This is a genomic window from Planomicrobium soli (genome assembly GCF_003014655.1).
GTDB lineage: Bacteria > Bacillota > Bacilli > Bacillales_A > Planococcaceae > Planococcus > Planococcus soli_B.
On sequence record NZ_PYAT01000003.1, the window covers coordinates 72,498 to 90,732 of the forward strand.

An 18,235-nucleotide genomic window follows, 5' to 3' on the forward strand; every position below is an offset into this window, starting at 1 on the left:
TCATTGATTCCAGCCGACATACCATGCATCTTCCGTAAATTCGTTCCAGTGCATAGTAAACCCTTCGGCATGCAGAATCAGCCCATGAAAGCCAATAGAAGAATGATTTTTCGCGCCAAAAATATCATAGACATACACTGAATCAACTTTTTGTTCGGTAACGGTCAAAAATTCCATACCATCTAATTCATGAAGAGCAAGCGGCACTTTTTGATTTTCAATGTAGCCAATAGGGCGCATAATGCTGACGCCATGAAAAATAAGGTGGCAGGCATCGGTCGATTTAGCCACTGGATAAGGATTTAATGGATGCTCTTCTGATATGTATACAAATTCAAAATCAATGATAACCTTGTCCTTTTCCGCGTATATGCCGGTCGTTCGGCAATCATGAAAATTTAAATGCTCGAAGTTTTTTTCTGTGGTTTTAAACTGCGCCTTCACTTTCTGCACCGCCTTTTTTCTAAAATCCATAGTTTCAAATCTAATCCTAGTAACGTTTTTCCTTTGAATTGTTTATGCAGGTCAACGTTACCTCATCGTCCGTAAACGAAATAAAATGGTTAGTTTCGCCAGGAGTTAGACCGCGTGTCCAGCCTTGCAGCTTTCCGGCCACTTGCGGTTTTTTCTTCCCTATTTCCCAGGCATAAAACTTGCCCGCCGCTTTATTGCTTTCAAAAAAATAACCGAAATTGCCTTTAATGGACATGGAATCGGACCGGTGTATGCCTAATGGAGCTTTGTAGATTTTCGCTGTCTTTGATTCGCCGTTAACGTGAACTAACGGGAATTTTGAATAAGGCAAAATCCAGACAGAAGCTCCTTCGCCTTTTGCCAGGGCGTAACAATCGTCAATGATCGGACAGTTTGCCAAATCACTGTGATAGCGAAAAAGCACTTCTCCTGTAAAGTCAAACAGCACGAGGCCTTCTTCAGAGATGCCGCTGCCAAAAACACCTTCGTCAAAATAGCTGACCCAGATGCCTTCCAAGCCCACAACCACATCCTGGATGCCGTCTCCTGCGTGGAAAGACCCGGAAATTAAGCCGTCTCGATCCATAATAAAAGCATTCGCTTCTTCGTCCGCTCTGGAATTAATCACTAAGAAGCGGCTGGCATCTATCCGTCTGGCAATGGGATAAGTAAGGTTTAAGTTAAAGGGAATCGGATCTTCACCTTGTATACAAAAAAGGAACTTCTTGCCTTTTTTCAAAAGAATAAGCGATCCGTATGCATCGTTCCATTCAGCATCAACGATCGCATAATCCTGGTGTTCTTCAGGTTTTTCAAAAATTATTTTTTGGTGCAGCGAAACTTCCATCGCTATTCCTCCAGATTTTGCAATATTGTTAGCCCTTTGCTTTTATCGTACCAAAGAAAGCAAAGGGCTTATAGAACAAATATCCGCTTACTTCACCACTAATCTGTCTAATCAAAAAAGCCAAGAGCTTCTGGTGAGCCCTTAGCCGGTTTATAAGTCTTCTTTATACGCAATCCGCGAACCAGCTGGCATTAAAGCAAGAGCCAGCAGCTGCTGTAAAACCTTTTTTCTTGTATCAAAATCGAATGGCTCTCCACATGGCCGGCCCATCTTAAACGGCACATGAAGCGTTCTTGGTGCTCCGACTTTATCGGTCACATCGGGAAAAAGTGAAATCATGGCAGTTGCAATGCCTATTTCTTCTAAAGCCCGGGCATACAGCCCGAGTACATTATGGCAAGATCCTCAGCCAGGCACCAGTAGAGCCACGTCAATGTTTTCGTTCCGGAAAAGTTCCACGACGACTGGTATCGCGTCCCGCTCGACTAATTCTGTGTCAAGAATCCCGCCGTTCAACCCGAGATTGGCTCCAGCCACCGCTCCGATTTCTCCTTCAGCCTCAAGCTCCCGCAACTGAGTGATCGGAAAAACGATCGATGGATCGGTTTTTGCATACTTGGTATCGTAATAAATATGCGTCACCGTCAAATCGGTTTCTGCAGTATTTCCAGGCACGAGCCGGAACGTCGGATCGCCGGCTGGATTGTCCACATCAAACGGCGGATCGGATTTTAAATGAACGCCTGCAGTAGATACTAAAGCGACCGTGCATGCTGTGAGCGGTTTGGTGACGGTTGTTTCCGGGAGTTCTTCATTATTGTTTGTATGGCGCATCGTGAATTTCTGGTACACATCGGGAAAGTTGTTCGCAAACGTCCGGGACAGCTTTGACTTGAGTCGGGTTTTCATTTTCAATAGCATTCCGCCTTTCGAAAGGATTGATGAAACTTCTCTGTCTTATATTCGACCCGGACTTCTAATTTCCTTTGTGTCTGATCCGGTGGATTTAAAATCCTCTTGACTTCATAAAAAGCCATGGTAAGATTTAAAGCTATAAGCAACTATACATACGTTGAAAGATGTTTTAGTAGTTCGATTGCCTGCAGCAGCCAGAGACTGAATGGACGGTGGAAATTCAGGCAGCAATCCGGACGAAGTACACCATCAGCTGTTTTCAACTTTCCAATGAGTGGACGGCCTTCAAGCTGTCAAATAGGGTGGTAACGCGGAGAAAACCTTCGTCCCTTTTTTTAGGGATGATAGGTTTTCTTTTTGTTTTATAAATTAAGGGGGTTACATCATGTTCCACATCAAATCGGTGATCACACCATCAGTAAAAGAGTCATTTCTTCTAGTAGTATTGATTGTAATTACAATCAGTGTCAGCTTGATTCAGTTTGGAGCTGTACCGCATCTGCCTATTTTATTCTCTATTCTTCTTCTGATCTGTTACGGCTTGGTTAAGGGGATTCCGTACCGAAAGCTCGAAAGCGGTTTGGTCCAAGGAGCGGGAGCGGGCATGAGTGCTGTGTTTCTGTTCTTCTTTATCGGCATTTTAATCAGTACGTGGATGATGAGCGGGACCATTCCAACTCTCATCTATGCTGGGTTCCAACTTATCACGCCGCTTTTTTTCTTCGCGATTGTCTTTGTCGTTACCTCAATTGTCGGGTTGGCGATCGGCAGCTCGCTTACGACAGTTGCAACGGTCGGCGTTGCATTTGTTGGAATGGCCACTGTTCTTGATGTGTCGCTTGCCATTACAGCAGGTGCCATCGTTTCCGGCGCGTTTTTCGGAGATAAGATGTCGCCGGTATCGGATACGACAAACCTGGCTTCTTCTATCGTCAATGTGGACTTATTCACGCACATCCGCAATATGGGATGGACCACGATTCCGGCATTTATCCTTTCGTTTATTGTTTTTGCTGTTCTTTCACCGGATGTTGTTCTGAGTGATACTGAGAAGATCCAAGCTTTTCAAGACGGCCTTTTAGCTACCGGCACGATCCATTGGTATGCGCTATTGCCGCTTGTTTTATTGATCGTATTAACCGCCCTGAAAGTTCCGGCCATGATGAATCTTGCGGCCAGCTCCATTCTGGCAATTGCACTTTCGTACCTGCACCAAACTTATAACTTAACTGAAGTGTTCGGCATGCTGTTTGGCGGCTACGTGTCAGAAACCGGGGTTACAGATGTAGACACGCTTCTAACCCGCGGTGGCCTTCAAAGCATGTTCTTCACCATCGGACTTGTGCTGCTTTCCCTAAGCATGGGCGGGCTGCTCTTTACACTGGGCATAATCCAAACCCTGTTAGGCAAAATCGAAAGCTTGTTGAAGAAAGTTTCTTCTGTTATTGCCGCTGCAGCAATGACCGCTATCGGCATCAATTTGTTGATCGGCGAACAATATTTGTCCATTCTATTGACCGGACAAGCGTTCCAAGGGCAGTTTGATAAAGTCGGCCTGGCCGGCAAAAACTTGAGCCGCGTTATGGAAGACGCGGGAACGGTGGTAAATCCGCTCGTGCCGTGGAGCGTTTGCGGTATCTTTATCACTTCCATGCTTGGCGTCTCGACCTTGGACTACTTGCCGTTTGCCTTCTTCTGTTTGCTGTGCCCAATCTTGACTGTTGTGTTTGGCATTACCGGCAAAACGTTAACGTATAAATAAATACCTGCTGATTTAAAACTGCCTTTCCACTGGAAATGGCAGTTTTTTGTATAGCTTCATGTATAATAATGGAAAAAGTGTTCTTGAATTAACAAAGGGGGCAACGAACATGCTGAGACTGATCGATTATTTGGCTGGAATTATAGAAGATCTGCTGTTTTGGATCGTGAAAGCATTCAGTTACTTTCTTGCTGGCGTGATCATTGTCGGTCTGCCGCTCTGTGGACTTGCTGCTTTGCTGGAATGGATCAGTTCAGCCTTTTTTAAGCATACTATTTCATTTAAAGAGAGCGGGGACTCGATAAAGGTCTCCGCCTTTTCATTTTTATGGAAACTTCTGCATTTTTATATCTTTTAAAGAACTTTTTCGCTCTGCACAATTTCTCCATAAGTTTCTATTAGGATATAATGAACTTAATTTAATATCTGAGAGGTCTACAAATAGATGAAACTCAAACACTTGATAAGTGAACTTTCCATCAAAAATAAAATAGAAGAAAGTTTTCTGGACCAAACGGTTCGAGGCATTGCAGAGAACTCCTTGCTGGTAGAACAAGGCTTTGTCTTTATTGCAGTGAAAGGCGTTGTCCAAGATGGCCACCGCTATATTCAACAAGCTGTTGAAAACGGGGCTTCTTTCATTATTGGGGAGCAAGAGGGAATTGATTTGCCCGTTCCTTATATCCGAGTTCAGGATAGCCGCAGAGCGCTAGGAAATATTGCGAAAATCTTTTACCGGAACCCGATCAAGGACAAACTGATGATCGGCATTACTGGAACGAATGGAAAAACAACCACAAGTTACTTGTTAAAACATATTTTTGAAAGTGCCGGAAAATCTTGTGCAGTTCTTGGAACGATTCAGAATATCATAAATGGAGAAGCGTTTAACACTACCAATACAACTCCCAGCTCACTGGTGGTGCATCAGCTATTGGCTGAAAGCGACGACGAAGTGGTCATTATGGAAGTGTCTTCCCACGGATTGGTTCAGCACCGGATCGAAGGAATTGATTTTGACTTTTGTCTGTTCACAAATCTTCATCATGAACATTTGGATTACCATGGTTCTTTGGGCAGCTATTTTCACGCAAAAGCGCTGTTGTTCAATCACTTAAAGCCAGATGGACAAGCCATTGTCAGTACAGATACGCTCTGGGGAACGAAACTCACCGATATTTTAAAAAGCAGAGGGATTCCGACGCTTGAAGTCGGAGAAAAGAAGAGCAGCCACTCGCAACAAACAATTTTTCACACTGGGAACTCGACGATCGAATTAGTGGAAGAAGCGATCCTTATCCCTTCCCCAATGGCCGGCATACACAACATGTACAATACATTGATGGCTTATACTACTGCAAAGGCAAGCGGTTTGGCTGCAAACGGGATAGTGGCTTCGCTCGCATCTTTCAAAGGGGTAGCCGGCAGATTTGAAGTGTACACATTGCCGAATGGAGCCACTGTGATTATCGATTATGCCCATACGCCAGATGCCATTCTTCAGGTGTTATCGACAGCTAAGCAGTTAGGGGCCAAAAAGATTGTCCATATCTTCGGTTTCAGGGGCAACCGGGATCTCAGCAAAAGAAAAGAAATGCTGCTTGTCAGTTCCGATTTGAGTGACCAGTATATCCTTACACTGGATGACTTGAATTCCGTTCCCTTAGAAGATATGTTAGGCGAGTTGAAAAACTTAAATGATATCTTCGGCAACGAAAAAGGTCTAATCGTATCCGATCGGACGTTGGCCATAAAACTGGCGCTGGAATATAGCGAACCCGATGATTACGTTATAATCACCGGCAAAGGCCATGAAACCTACCAGCAGCATTACCGGATCCCTACACGCTCTGATCAGGAGACGGTCAATTACTTTTCAAAGGCGCAAACCCTCATTAATTGACTACTTTGTATTAAACAGAATAAAAAGGAGATTGAAAGGCCCGATTAGCGGTCTTTTCAATCTCCTTTTCACATGGCTAAGCACGTGCAATTACTGCTTTTATCCTTCGCTTTCACCTTTTTTACCGGCGATAAAAACGAAAGAGATAAGTTCTTTATCCTCCCTCCGATTCCTCGACTATCTTGGCTCTTTTCCTTTTTCCAAGAATCCACGTTGAGAATTGCGGGGCAAACTGGAACAAATAAACACCAGTGATGGCGGAAAGCAGGATAAATACGCTGCTGAAAGTCTTCAAAGAGCCTGCGGCGAGTGCCGCGATAATGATTGAAAATTCTCCGCGCTGCGTCAGAGAAAATCCGGCACGCAAAGCTGCTTTTTCGGATAATCCGTATAGCTGTCCTCCCCAATAACCCGTCAGAATTTTTGCAAGGATTGACCAGAAAAAAAGAAGGGCCATCAGCGGAATCATTGGAATGCCTGCCCCAAATTCAATCGTGGTGCCAAAATAAACAAAAAACAATGGAAGCAGGACATTGCGGAACCGGATCGTGATCCGGTGCAGCTCTTCCCCGCGTTTTACTTCTGCCAGCATGATTCCAGCGAGGAAAGCGCCGAGCACTTCAGACAATCCCAGTAGAAGTGCCAAGCCGCCGTAAGTTAAGGAGATTCCCAATACCAAAAGCATGAAAAAGTCTTCACTGGCATACCGGTCCACAAAAAGCCAGAGCTTACGGAACAAGAACACCCCGATTACTATTGCTCCGCCAATCAGCAGCAAGACGAGAAACAGCGTCCAGCCGATGGTTCCAAATGTTAACCCGCTTCCCACTGCAAGGCTTGCAAGGACCGCCACCAAAATTGGCGAAAACAAGTCTTCGAAAATCAGCAACCCCAACATGAATTCCGCTTCCGGGTATACCATCCGCTTCGAACTCTCGAGCAGCTTGGCGGTCAAAGAAGAGCTTGTCGCATAGACAACGCCACCCACCAGAAAAGAAGTGAACCAATCCAGCTGAAATGCCACAGCAATGGCCACTGTAACACCGAAACTCAACAAAATATCCAATAGCCCAGCCATATAGACTTTTTTTGCAAGACCGATCAATTGCTTGATCGGAAATTCGATGCCAAGCATGAAAAATAACAGGACGATTCCCATTTCTCCTGCAAAGTGGAGCAAATGGGAACCTGATAATGCTCCGCTGACTGCAATTCCGAGCAATAAATAAACAATAACATCAGGAAAACGAAATTTGAATGACAACCAGCCTCCGGCAAACAAGAGCAACAACAATAAACCTGCGGATAGCAGTTCCGGAATTTCAGCCATAACTTAACCCTTGCCTTTACAAGCCGCTTCAAAACGGCTGACCGCTTCTTTTTTCCCGATAACGAGCAATGTATCGCCAGCTTGAATAACAAAGTCGTCTTCCGGTTTTGGCAAGATGTCTTTCTCCCGGACCACCCCTACGATCGAAACATTTTCAGGAACGCGCAGTTGCGCCTCTTTGACCGTTTGGTTTGCAAGCGTTGAAGCCTTCTTCACTTTGATCCAATCAACCAGCATTTTCTGACGCATAATCCGGAAACGCTCAAAACTTTCTTCATCTACGGTTTCGTTTCCTATTCCAAGAAGCCTCGCCCCGAACTCTTTTGCTTCATCGGAAGTGAATGTTGTCGAAAACAGGACATCTTCATCGTCTTCTTCTGTTAAAAAGTAAACTTCCCGTTTGCCGCTAAAATGGTGAATGATGACTGTCGAAATTCCATCCCGGTTCGTGAATGAAATGCGTTTGCCGATTCCAGGCAAGTCTTGTTCCCGAATGCGCATACTATCTTCTTCCTTTCTTGGCTAAAAGCCAGATAATAAGGGCAAAAAAGCCCATCAGCTAGATGGACTTCTTTAAAAATTCTTCTATTGATGTAGAAAGTTCCAATGTGTTACTGATAAGCAGGATTTGCTTATGTAAAGACAGCAAGTTCAACAGCAATTAAGCTTGGATCGCAGTAACTTCTGTTTCTTGGATTTCTTTAATCACCATTACTCTGTTGGCTTTTTCCTTTTTATATTGCTTATAACCTTCAATATGGTTCAAGTACATTTCCAAATAATTCACTGTAATCTTATCCATTTCTTTTACTTCGTTTTTAATAATAGCCATTGTGTATTTCCTCCTTTTAGTTGTAACGCTTAGTGAGTAAATGTTTGACTGATTATGCTGTGACCGAAACAATAAAAATCTTGATAAGATACAAACCAAGGCTTAAACTATTTGCCAAAATTAGGTATAGTTTCAAATCGCCTTTTAGGCCTGTCAGAGCTAATGCGATTCCTGCAGCACCTATCAGGCAAGGAAAATATACGTTAATACTCATGAGAAGATTCATGGGCGTATACATCCAGTGGATTGAAGCCAGTCCCAGAGGAATAATCGTTACGAGAAAAAAGCAAACAGAAATGAAGGAAAGGAAGTTTCTCAGCATCAAACCGCCTCTTTCGTTCAGTTATATACAAATCGCTTCTGCCCAAGACCTCAATTTTCCCGTGCGGTTAACTGAGAGGCGTAAATTACTCAAGAAACCAGCTGGTCTTTTCACCTTTTTACAAAATTTTATCAAACGCTCCTGCAAGCCGTTCAGCAAAGTCTTCCGGCGGTTCTTTCGTTTCTAGCAGCAAGCAGCAAAGATGAGAATCTGTTTTCTGGCTTTGAGAGAAATGAGTGGGAAAAGGGATTGGATGCTCCCGCAAAGCCAAAGTGAAACCTGGCAATTCTTCTGTCAAAAGACTGACACTCGCCTGATTTATAGCATTTCCGTTTTCTTCAAAAGCACCCACCTCAACACTTAAGTCCATAATGCATATGACATTTTTTCGGTTTTTAACAATCCGTTGTTTCCGGTAATGCCAAGAGCTATCGGAAACTTCAATTTCTGCATCAAGCAACAAACTGATTTTTTCTGCTAAAGAATCTAGAGATGCTGTATGCCCCACTTTATCCAATCCTTTCATCAAGTATTTTTTCGGTTTCAATATCAGATCTTCGAAAGAGATGATGTTCCATCTTCCGTTTTTACTGATTGGCGTATGTCTAAGAGAGAAAACAGGGACAAGAAAACGCGTGTTTCATAATAAAAATAACAAGAAATGAATATTAATAAATAGTCAGAAAACAAATGAAATTTTAGAATATTTAATTATCCCGTAATTTCTTTTAGGCTATTTGCTTACTTTTTTTCCATATCCCCTTTTCTTATTAATTTTTTTATTACAATTAGACTATAATATCTTTTACACTTTGTAAATAGCGATAGTTTATTATCTTTTTAACATTAATTTTTTATGGATGAAATTGTTATTTTTTAATAGCATTCATAAATTTACTGATAATTCTAACTATTTTACTTAAAAAAGTTATAAATGCTTCTTCTTATATTTTTTTTATACACTTTAATGTGTTTTATGTATGTAAAAAGGACTCCTTCTACCTACAAAGCTATTTTTTACACTTTATTTCCAGTTTTTTGTTACTTCTGCAGAAGTAACAAATGTAGATGGAGAAAACAACAGAAAATAGGAAAGGATTGGAAAGAAGAGGAAAATGTTATCTTTGAAAAGTGAAAATTTTTTTTTATTTTTTCTTTGTAAATTTATCTTTCTGGACAATTTCCGATGAATTCATAGAAAAAAGAGCTTCGAGGGTTATTCTCGAGCTCTTTCTATTCAGCGTTTGAAGTTTTTAAATTTCATGAAAGAAAATGACAGCGAAATGCCAACGTTCAAAAAATTAGTTCTTAGTTAGATCGCTGACTATTCGGTTTAGGCCTTCTTCGACCGGCGTAGCCGGACGGCCTAAAATTTTCTCGAAATCGTCGCTTTCAATTGCCAAAGCATTGTTCCGTATGCCCCGCTGTATCTCAACTAACATTGGCACAACAAAATCCGGTACGCCTGCTTGTTTCATGATGTCAGCGTATTCAGCATCTTGCACTTGCAAAACTGGAATTTCCTTGCCCGCCACTTCTTCTAAAGCCGCAGCCAATTCTTCTTGTGTCAGCGGTTTACCGGAAAGCTCATAAATTGTATTTTCATGCCCTTCCCCAGCGATGATTGCAGCTGCTGCTTCAGCATAATCTTGCTGCAATGCCCAGCCCACTTTTCCATTTCCTGCAGAGGTTACCCATGGCGCACCCGCCAAAGCTCCTTGGATACTTGGAATTTCGTTTTCCAAATACCAGTTATTGCGGAGAAAAGAGTATGGAATTCCGGTTTTCAGGATCGCAGCTTCTGTTGCCTGATGCGGTGGAGCTAAAAAGATTTGGCTGTTGCTTGCGTTTCCAAGGCTTGTATAGGCAATGAACTTAACGCCAGCCCGTTCCGCAGCAGCAACCGCATCGGTATGCTGGCGTATTCTCGTTTCATTATCTCCATCAGCAGAAATGATCAATAGCCGGTCAATGCCGGCAAATGCAGCATTCAACGTTTCTGGATGATCAAAATCACCGTGTCGGACCTCAATTCCTTTAAACCGCATTTCTTCAGCTTTTTCAAGGTTGCGAACACTAACCGCTATCTGTTCTGCAGGTACGTTTTGCAATAACGTTTCGATAATTTTTGTTCCCAATTTGCCTGTTGCTCCAGTTACTAATAATTTCATCGCTTTCTCCTCCTAAAATACATGTTGTAACAAAGATTATTACATGTAATTATAATAGTTACAAGTTGGTGGTTTGTCAATGCAACGAAACCACAATCCTTAAATGATTTGCTTTTTTCAGGTATAATGAACTTGTAATCTTCATTATTACAAGTAAAAGAAGAAACTAATACATTATCGAACGTAAGGAAGGGGCTACCCATGTCTATCAGCAGCCGTTTTGCGGTAGGAATTCATATATTAGTGCTTATCGAAGTGAATAAAGGAAACGTCAGTTCATCGGAATTTATCGCCTCAAGCGTGAACACGAATCCTGTTGTTATACGAAGAATTATGGGAATGCTTAAAAATGCAGGCTTGGTGACTGTTCGTCCAGGCGTTGCCGGAGCGGAATTGGCGAGAGATCTTACAGGCATTTCGTTGTTTGATGTATATAAAGCGGTTGATGTTGTCCAAGAACGGGAATTATTCAATGTCCATGAGAACCCAAATCCCGCCTGTGCGGTTGGGCGAAATATCCAGGAGGCTATTATGCCCGTGTTTTCCGTTGCGCAACTTGCTATGGAAAAGGCTTTAGGCAGTGTTACGATCAATGATGTGGTAAAGGATATTTTAGAAAAAGAAAAGGCGGACAACGCCAACAGATTGACTACGTAAAAAAGACACTCAGCAATGAATGTCTTTTTTTTGAGAGCATATTTTTAAAGAAAAGGCTGGTTTTCCAAATCTAGGAATACCATCAATTAAGTTTGACCGCTTCCCCTCCTGCTGAGCGATATAGCTCCATTTCAGTGCCTTCACCAGAGCCGGGGTAATATTCCAGTTCGCAATTATAAATTCCGGCCTCAATAGAGGGATAATCCTTAAAATCATAGGTAATCGAGCTGATATCAAACTCCGCTCTCAGCCATGGTTCTTCTCCTTCTTCCAGGTTCTCCAAAATGATTTCACATTCACCCGCATAATGTTTGGTTTGATTTGTCACTACCGCTTTAAAATCCAATGCATACATAATGAAGGTAAAGCCGAAAGAGAAAAGCAAAATCGCTGGAATAAGATACCTCACCATCAATTTAACGATCGAAAACTTTTCAAATTTTTTCAAGGCGATCATTTTCCAGAAATAGTATGACCAAAAAATGGTATCGAATAGGCTGAGGATCAATATAAAATAATACATGCAGTGCACTTCCTAACTAAAAATTTTCTTTCTGAAATTCTCCGATAAACCATAGCTCTCCATCATAAAAGTATCCGGCTTCTTTGTCTGTAATCACTTCTTGAAATCCGAAACTACGAAAATGGTTTGGAGCGGCTAAGCTCCATTCTGTTTGCAGGTTTCTTTCAAGCGGCAAAGGAAGCCATTTCTGGTCCTCATTATTTCTATTGAAGAATCCTTCAAAGCAAAAATCCTCTTCAAATATAATAAGCTGAGAACGCCATAAATCTGGTAAACACACAGAAATTACTACACAAAATTTTTCTTTTCCTGGTTTCATGGAGCTTAGACGTCTGCCTCTGTCCAAGAGGGTCTGGATGCAAAGCCGCTTTACTTTAGCTGGTGTTTTGCTTGAATTGATAAAATCCTCGGCAGCAGGCAACGGCAAGTACCAGTAGCCGTTGTGAAATTCTTCAGGAAACGCTTCGGTATATTCTTCGATGCGTTGGATCAGGCTCTTCATTTTCCGGTGTTTCCCCCGTACTTTTTTCTCTCTCATATTTTTACCCCTAGTTTTCATAAAATAGCCGCTTGGACTTTTTCCGAAGGAATTCATGGTCTATTAATTTTATATAATACATGCCTTTTTAACGGACTATCTGCTTCAAGTTTGGGATGATCAAATTCTTTAACCTTTCTCATCCCGGTTCTTTGCATGACCGTTTCTGAAGGAACATTAAGAACAGAAGTAAAAGAATATACCTCGTCCAATTGCATTTCATCAAAAGCGTAGTTTAAGCAGGCCATAGCACCTTCAACCGCATACCCTTTCTTCCAATGCTTTCTATCAAGCCGCCAACCGATTTCAGTCTTGAATTTGAAATCGACCTCAAAACCGATTTCCAGCAGCCCGATAAAACCGATAAAAACTTGGCCTTCTTTACGCTCGACTGCCCAGATTCCATATCCTTTTTCTTTAAAGTGCTTTTCAAGGCGTTCTATTAAAAGATCAGATTCTTTTTTTGTTAAAGGGTTCGGAAAAAAGCGCATCACGTCTGCATCGGCGTTCATAGCAGCAAACGGTTCTTTATCCTCTTCCTGCCATCTCCTGAATCCTAAACGTTCAGATTCGAAATCATATTTTTTTTGCATAGAAAACTCCCTTTCCTTTTTTCTGCAAGCTAATAGCTTGGTTTAAAGATTCGATCGGTGTCTGTATCGATCACGTAATCTGCTTGCTGGACAGATTATATAGCTCAGATTTTTAGTCGTTTAACGACAATGGGTCCGGGATCTTCTTTTTTTGTAATGAGTGCCCAGATACAGCCAATTAGAAAACAAATTAACAGGACCATCAGAAATGTATAGCCATTAAAGAAAAGGCTATTGGTATAGATGTTCAGATATCCTATTTGGTTCGGTCCATCGATCGAGTCATTGATTTTGATGATTTTAGCCTGCATACTCTTAACAGCATTGAAAGTCACGACAAAGATCAGTGAAACCAAACAAAAAGCAAGAAATGCACAGATCCGAATTACTTTAGAGCTCCACTTCAACAAATAGCGCATGGAATACTCCGTAGTTCCGTAAAGGAAAAATAATATGAACGGATGAAGGATCATAAGCGGAAAAAGAAAGGGATTTCCGTTTCCGCTTATGGAATCAGGAGTTACTTCAGATGTCATTGCATTGGACAAAATAAAGACCGACCCGGTAAGTAGAAAAGAACAAAGATATAAGAAGAGAAAGAATTTTTTCATTGTCCTCCTGCTTTCTTGTTGGAATCGCATTTCATTTTTCGCGGTTCTTTTTTATCGCCTGGTCATCTCTACATCCTGCACAATAGAAGGGCATTGAGTGAATAGTACGGTATAGTCAAATGACCTAAATAAACAATCTTGTATTTAGTATAATCGAACTTAAAGAGATGGAGAGAATTTTTTTATGCCTATTTTTCGCCGCTGTCGGCAATATTTAAAAAAGTGTAAAAAGGCCATCTAGCAGCCTTTTTGCACTAGCAGTATTTTTTCTGAATAAACCAGAATTTATCTTGCAAAACATACCTTCTATATACAGGGTTCTACTTTTAACTCCTTATTAATATGCCTTCGCCCAAACCACCATTTTATCCGCAGGTTCGCTACAGTAAACACAAACTTCTGACAATTGTTCCTGTTCAAAAGGAATGCAGCGTGATGTTGCTTGTGTCTGTTCTTTGATCTGGTCTTCGCACGATTGCTTGCCGCACCACATCGCATTGATAAATCCGCCGTTCTTCGTCAAATTTCCTGTGAACTCGTCCATAGTTACTGCTGCAGCGGTCTTGCTTATGCGGTGCCCGAGCGCTTTGTTGTATAGATTTTCTTGTATCTCTTTTAATAAACGGCTAATTTCCGCTTCGATTTTTTCGTTTTCCACTTGGATTTTTTCACCGGTATCTCTTCTAACAAGGACAACTTTCTTCTCTTCAATATCTTTTGGTCCAATTTCCAAACGGAGCGGAATGCCTTTCATTTCCGATTCGTTAAATTTCCAGCCTGGTTTTTTGTCGCTTGCATCGATTGCAATGCGGACAGAAGACTTGAGACTGTGGTGAAGGTCATATGCAGCATCCAGAACCCCTTCTTTGTGCTGGGCAATCGGTACGATCAGCACTTGGATTGGTGCCACTTCCGGCGGCAAAACCAGTCCTTTGTCGTCTCCATGTACCATAATCATCGCGCCAATGATGCGTGTCGTAAACCCCCAGGAAGTTTGGTGCACAGGCTGCAGTTTTCCTTCCCGGTTCAAGAATTCAATTCCGAATGATTCCGCAAAACCGGTGCCAAGATTGTGGGAAGTACCCGATTGCAGCGCCTTTCCGTCGTGCATCAAACTCTCGATCGTATAGGTATACTTCGCGCCTGCAAATTTTTCTTTTTCGGTTTTACGTCCTTTCACGACTGGAATTGCCAGTAGCCGCTCACAGATCTCCGCATAAACTTCAAGCATTTTGACGGTCTCTTCATGGGCATCTTCTTCAGTTTCGTGGCACGTATGGCCTTCCTGCCATAAGAATTCAAGCGTCCGCAAAAAAGGCCGCGTCGTCTTTTCCCAACGGATAACATTTGCCCATTGGTTATACAGTTTCGGCAAATCCCTGTAGGAATGTATGATGTTCTTGTAATGCTCGGCAAACAGCACTTCGGATGTTGGCCGGATGCACAAACGCTCCGCTAATTTCTCGTCACCGCCATGTGTTACCCAAGCCACTTCCGGCGCAAATCCTTCAATATGATCTTTTTCTTTTTGCAGAAGGCTTTCTGGAATTAACAATGGCATGTAGACGTTTTCGTGTCCTGTTTCTTTGATTTGAGTATCGAGTGCATCTTTAATCCTTTCCCAGATGGCATAGCCATATGGGCGAATGATCATGGAACCCCGGACGCTCGAGTAATCGACGAGTTCTGCTTTTGTCACAACGTCTGTGTACCACTGGGCAAAGTCTTCATCCATATTGGTGATTTTTTCTACCATTTTTTTCGTCATGTACATTCTCCTTTTTTGTGAAAAATAAAAAAAGCCCTACTTTAAATAAAGGGACCCCTTGAGGTGGTACCACCCTTTTTTAAAGCAAAGCTTTACACTCAAAACCGGTAACGGGATCAACCGCCGTATTTTTCAATACAGATATGAAAGGCAGGTTCGAAAAACGTGTTTTGGATATCTCACAGCTTTCAATATCCTCTCTGAAAAACACCATTTATCTACTAGTCCTTAAACAGGCTCATTGCTTGTATTAATATTTTATATAGACTAAATGAAATAGAAAATTAAGTCAATGGCCTTCCATATATATTTTTGGCTTATTTCGATCTGGCAGTCGTAAGCTTCTTTAGCTCTTCTTGCATAATAGGCAGTAAAACTTCTTGATCCGACAGGCTAATGATTTCGTGAAAATTAATAGCCGTTTTATTAAAAATATCCAGGAATCGGTTCCTGCAGCACCTGTTCAAACAGGTCATCTTCTGCCCGTATCATGCATATTGCTTTTGAAGATTGCTGCAACTCATTTGATATCACACGAAAACCCATTTTTTCATAATAGCCTGGTTCGATTTCACTGTATAAAATGAATGCTGCTTCCGGATGTTTTTCGAGACACTCACGCACTAGTTTTTTTCCAAACCCTTGATTTCGAAATACAGGATTTACTACAATCGACCCAATGCCATATAATGTCGGTCGAAACTGGATCATCATAAGAGAAGCAATAATTTGCTCTTGGTCGTTGACTAAAATATACCGAATGCCATTCTCTTCTTCTTTTTGGTTGTCTTTAATGTAGCTATCTAATTGCCTGCCTTTTGCCCATTCTTTAAAGCCCTGTTTATAAATTTCCTGAAATTCTTCCGGCAGTGCTTGTCTTACTTTCAAAAAATTACCCCCATCCATAAATGTAAGCTTTAATTCTTTATGTATGGTTTCTATAGTTATGTTGTTTTTCCCTTTTTGTTTTTTCTTTAGTTGCGTGTTTTTGTTTTTTATATTTCCTTATGTAATATAATACATTTATAATTTCTTACAACATAGAAAAAGCCCGCACCAGATTCTGAGTCAGCGCGAGCTCCATTTTATAGAATGTAAGATAAAAATAAGCCGATAGACAGCAAAAAACTAAACAAAGTATTTGTGATGCCAGTAGATTTCATTGCTACACCCATTTGCTTAGGCTCTGTTTTTCCGCGTTTAAAGCCTTTAATCGCCTGGACTGGCTTTGGTATACTCCCTAAGACCAGCAATGCCCACGGGCTCACTGTTCCAGTTATCACTAATGCTGCAATCCAGCCATAAGCAACAACAAAGAAAATAGCCAGACAGGCGATTGCCCGGTCACGCCCAAGCAGAATCGGCAACGTTCTCCTCCCGCCTTTTGTGTCTTCCTCAATATCACGGATATTGTTTGCCATATTAATGCCTCCGACCAAGATTCCTATGGGAATAGAGATAAGCAAGCTGACAAGCGTAACCGTATCAGTTTGGATGAAAAATGAAATTAATACAAACCCTACTCCCATCAGTAAACCGGAAGCTAATTCGCCAAACGGCGTGTAGGCAATCGGAAGCGGCCCACCCGTATAAAAATAACCGACAGCCATACCAACTGCGCCAATGGCGATCAGCCACCAGGAACTGTTCATGCAGATGTAAACACCGATAATTGCTGCAATAACATACAATACTAACGCCACTGACAACACGTTTTTCGGCTCTAATCCGTGACGGACAATCCCTCCGCCAATGCCGACTGATTCTGCGGTATCCAATCCACGCTTGAAATCGTAATATTCATTGAACAAATTAGTTGCGATTTGCAGACATAAACAAGCTACCATCATCGCTGTAAACAAGAACCAATTTATTTCAGTAACTGACAAAGCAATTACTGTCCCTAATACAACGGGAGCAAATGTTGCCGTCAGGGTATGCGGCCTGGTCATTTTCCACATCAATTTCCCTGAACTCATTGTTTCTGCATTCTCTTGAATCATTTTTTCCACTTCTTTCTTCTGTACATATGTAAGAACCGCATCGGTCCCTGCTAATCATACCAGTATTTGAGACTTGTTAGCGCAACTTTTGCTTAAAAACTACCTGCGAAATCCGCCTTCTGAATGGATAATCTGCCCAGTGATCCACTCAGCATCTTCACTTGCAAGAAAACCGATTAGTTTTGCCGCATCTTTCGGTTCTCCAATCCGTTCGAACGGAAATTTCCGGATTATTTCTTCCTTTATTCCTTCTCCCATCCAGCCTGTATCTGTTGGACCGGGGTTAACGGCATTGACCGTTATTCCGAGGGGAGCAAGTTCAGCAGAAAGTGTAAGGGTTAATGCGTCAACGGCCCCTTTCGTTGTTGCATAAGCTAACTCTCCCGGCATCGCGCCTTGGAATTGGCCGGACGTCATATTGATGATGCGTCCGCCGTTTTTCTTGTTGAAGCTTGTCGCGAATTTGGCGCTGAGCATTGCGGTTGCTCGAATATTAACAAAGTAATGATTGTCCAGTTCTTTGGCAGTCAACTGGGAAAAACCGCCGTTCACCGAATATGTGGCATTATTGACCAAAATATCCGGTTGCCCCATCAATTCAACTACTTTGTTTATCAGTTTTTCTGGTGCATCAATTTGTGACAGGTCCATTTCATAGCCGTACGCATCTACACCTAATCTCTTCAGTTCTTCTTCTAATATCGACGGCTCATCTTCATCAATGCCCCAAGGCATGGTTTTGTCGTATGATTTCCAGTATGTAAAAAAGACGCGGCAGCCATTTGCCGCCAATTCCTTGCAGATGGCCGCTCCAATTCCCTGAAGACGGCTTGCTCCTGTCACCACAGCGACTTTTCCAGCTAGCTTGTCCATAGTCTTCCTCCCATTCCTGTAGTTGCTAAAGCCTCATATTTTTCACTTTACCAACAATGCAAAAGGAATACAATTAGGATAATACATTTTACATATTCCATTACTTGAATTAT

22 protein-coding genes and 1 other annotated feature are annotated in these 18,235 nt (G+C 41.9%); of the genes, 4 read left to right on the forward strand and 18 right to left on the reverse strand.

All coding sequences use genetic code 11. The features are described from left to right. From B0H99_RS04535 to B0H99_RS04550, 4 genes are all read right to left on the reverse strand, one after another. Positions 1 to 444: a hypothetical protein gene (locus B0H99_RS04535; protein WP_106532457.1), complete on the reverse strand. Its 444-nt coding sequence runs from the start codon at positions 442 to 444 to the stop codon at positions 1 to 3. A gap of 46 nt (positions 445 to 490) precedes the next feature. Beyond that, complete coding sequence (locus B0H99_RS17755) at positions 491 to 1,321, reverse strand: TetR family transcriptional regulator (RefSeq protein WP_181313566.1); 831 nt, start codon at positions 1,319 to 1,321, stop codon at positions 491 to 493. A gap of 150 nt (positions 1,322 to 1,471) precedes the next feature. After that, positions 1,472 to 1,660 (reverse strand): hypothetical protein, encoded by a 189-nt coding sequence (locus B0H99_RS04545; protein WP_106532458.1) that lies wholly within the window; start codon positions 1,658 to 1,660, stop codon positions 1,472 to 1,474. 66 nt (positions 1,661 to 1,726) lie between these two features. Further along, complete coding sequence (locus B0H99_RS04550) at positions 1,727 to 2,230, reverse strand: glycine/sarcosine/betaine reductase selenoprotein B family protein (RefSeq protein WP_245894419.1); 504 nt, start codon at positions 2,228 to 2,230, stop codon at positions 1,727 to 1,729. A 391-nt stretch (positions 2,231 to 2,621) separates the two neighbouring features. Between B0H99_RS04550 and nhaC the strand changes: the two genes are divergently transcribed. The 3 genes from nhaC to B0H99_RS04565 all read left to right on the forward strand — a co-directional run bounded on the left by nhaC (position 2,622) and on the right by B0H99_RS04565 (position 5,901). After that, on the forward strand, positions 2,622 to 3,998 hold the full coding sequence (gene nhaC / locus B0H99_RS04555; RefSeq protein ID WP_106532460.1) for a Na+/H+ antiporter NhaC: 1,377 nt from the start codon (positions 2,622 to 2,624) through the stop codon (positions 3,996 to 3,998). Between the two features lie 109 nt (positions 3,999 to 4,107). Then, on the forward strand, positions 4,108 to 4,356 hold the full coding sequence (locus B0H99_RS04560; RefSeq protein ID WP_106532461.1) for a hypothetical protein: 249 nt from the start codon (positions 4,108 to 4,110) through the stop codon (positions 4,354 to 4,356). Between the two features lie 87 nt (positions 4,357 to 4,443). After that, positions 4,444 to 5,901 (forward strand): UDP-N-acetylmuramoyl-L-alanyl-D-glutamate--2,6-diaminopimelate ligase, encoded by a 1,458-nt coding sequence (locus B0H99_RS04565; protein ID WP_106532462.1) that lies wholly within the window; start codon positions 4,444 to 4,446, stop codon positions 5,899 to 5,901. A gap of 154 nt (positions 5,902 to 6,055) precedes the next feature. Here B0H99_RS04565 and B0H99_RS04570 read toward each other — a convergent pair whose 3' ends face one another. From B0H99_RS04570 to B0H99_RS04590, 6 genes are all read right to left on the reverse strand, one after another. Further along, positions 6,056 to 7,231, reverse strand: coding sequence for a cation:proton antiporter (locus B0H99_RS04570; protein ID WP_106532463.1), 1,176 nt, complete (start codon positions 7,229 to 7,231; stop codon positions 6,056 to 6,058). A 3-nt stretch (positions 7,232 to 7,234) separates the two neighbouring features. After that, positions 7,235 to 7,732, reverse strand: a complete 498-nt coding sequence (locus B0H99_RS04575; RefSeq protein WP_106532464.1) for a cation:proton antiporter regulatory subunit — start codon at positions 7,730 to 7,732, stop codon at positions 7,235 to 7,237. Positions 7,733 to 7,892: 160 nt separating this feature from the next. Then, the gene (locus B0H99_RS17760) at positions 7,893 to 8,063 is read right to left on the reverse strand and encodes a hypothetical protein (protein WP_181313568.1); all 171 of its coding nucleotides are present in this window, start codon (positions 8,061 to 8,063) and stop codon (positions 7,893 to 7,895) included. Between the two features lie 52 nt (positions 8,064 to 8,115). Continuing rightward, entirely contained in the window at positions 8,116 to 8,385 is a 270-nt protein-coding gene (locus B0H99_RS04580) for a hypothetical protein (protein ID WP_106532465.1), read from the reverse strand. A gap of 118 nt (positions 8,386 to 8,503) precedes the next feature. After that, positions 8,504 to 8,932 carry a hypothetical protein gene (locus B0H99_RS04585; protein ID WP_106532466.1) on the reverse strand — a complete coding sequence of 143 codons (429 nt, stop codon included), beginning with the start codon at positions 8,930 to 8,932 and terminating at the stop codon, positions 8,504 to 8,506. A 754-nt stretch (positions 8,933 to 9,686) separates the two neighbouring features. Continuing rightward, on the reverse strand, positions 9,687 to 10,556 hold the full coding sequence (locus tag B0H99_RS04590; RefSeq protein WP_106532467.1) for an SDR family oxidoreductase: 870 nt from the start codon (positions 10,554 to 10,556) through the stop codon (positions 9,687 to 9,689). 201 nt (positions 10,557 to 10,757) lie between these two features. On the opposite strand from B0H99_RS04590, the gene B0H99_RS04595 reads away from it, so the two are divergent. Next, positions 10,758 to 11,213 carry an Rrf2 family transcriptional regulator gene (locus B0H99_RS04595; RefSeq protein WP_106532468.1) on the forward strand — a complete coding sequence of 152 codons (456 nt, stop codon included), beginning with the start codon at positions 10,758 to 10,760 and terminating at the stop codon, positions 11,211 to 11,213. Between the two features lie 82 nt (positions 11,214 to 11,295). Here the strand turns inward: B0H99_RS04595 and B0H99_RS04600 are convergent, their stop codons facing one another. The 8 genes from B0H99_RS04600 to B0H99_RS04635 all read right to left on the reverse strand — a co-directional run bounded on the left by B0H99_RS04600 (position 11,296) and on the right by B0H99_RS04635 (position 18,122). Next, positions 11,296 to 11,736 (reverse strand): hypothetical protein, encoded by a 441-nt coding sequence (locus B0H99_RS04600; protein ID WP_106532469.1) that lies wholly within the window; start codon positions 11,734 to 11,736, stop codon positions 11,296 to 11,298. Positions 11,737 to 11,752: 16 nt separating this feature from the next. Next, positions 11,753 to 12,274: a DUF3916 domain-containing protein gene (locus B0H99_RS04605; RefSeq protein WP_106532470.1), complete on the reverse strand. Its 522-nt coding sequence runs from the start codon at positions 12,272 to 12,274 to the stop codon at positions 11,753 to 11,755. A gap of 53 nt (positions 12,275 to 12,327) precedes the next feature. Then, complete coding sequence (locus B0H99_RS04610) at positions 12,328 to 12,867, reverse strand: GNAT family N-acetyltransferase (protein WP_106532471.1); 540 nt, start codon at positions 12,865 to 12,867, stop codon at positions 12,328 to 12,330. A 104-nt stretch (positions 12,868 to 12,971) separates the two neighbouring features. Continuing rightward, on the reverse strand, positions 12,972 to 13,478 hold the full coding sequence (locus B0H99_RS04615; RefSeq protein ID WP_106532472.1) for a hypothetical protein: 507 nt from the start codon (positions 13,476 to 13,478) through the stop codon (positions 12,972 to 12,974). 337 nt (positions 13,479 to 13,815) lie between these two features. Next, the gene (gene proS / locus B0H99_RS04620) at positions 13,816 to 15,246 is read right to left on the reverse strand and encodes a proline--tRNA ligase (RefSeq protein WP_106532473.1); all 1,431 of its coding nucleotides are present in this window, start codon (positions 15,244 to 15,246) and stop codon (positions 13,816 to 13,818) included. A 46-nt stretch (positions 15,247 to 15,292) separates the two neighbouring features. After that, positions 15,293 to 15,484 (reverse strand) — a binding site (T-box leader). Positions 15,485 to 15,672: 188 nt separating this feature from the next. Beyond that, positions 15,673 to 16,134, reverse strand: coding sequence for a GNAT family N-acetyltransferase (locus B0H99_RS04625; RefSeq protein ID WP_181313569.1), 462 nt, complete (start codon positions 16,132 to 16,134; stop codon positions 15,673 to 15,675). A gap of 197 nt (positions 16,135 to 16,331) precedes the next feature. Next, on the reverse strand, positions 16,332 to 17,249 hold the full coding sequence (locus B0H99_RS04630) for a 1,4-dihydroxy-2-naphthoate polyprenyltransferase (RefSeq protein WP_106532475.1): 918 nt from the start codon (positions 17,247 to 17,249) through the stop codon (positions 16,332 to 16,334). 99 nt (positions 17,250 to 17,348) lie between these two features. After that, positions 17,349 to 18,122 carry an SDR family oxidoreductase gene (locus B0H99_RS04635; RefSeq protein ID WP_106532476.1) on the reverse strand — a complete coding sequence of 258 codons (774 nt, stop codon included), beginning with the start codon at positions 18,120 to 18,122 and terminating at the stop codon, positions 17,349 to 17,351. Positions 18,123 to 18,235: the final 113 nt, after the last annotated feature.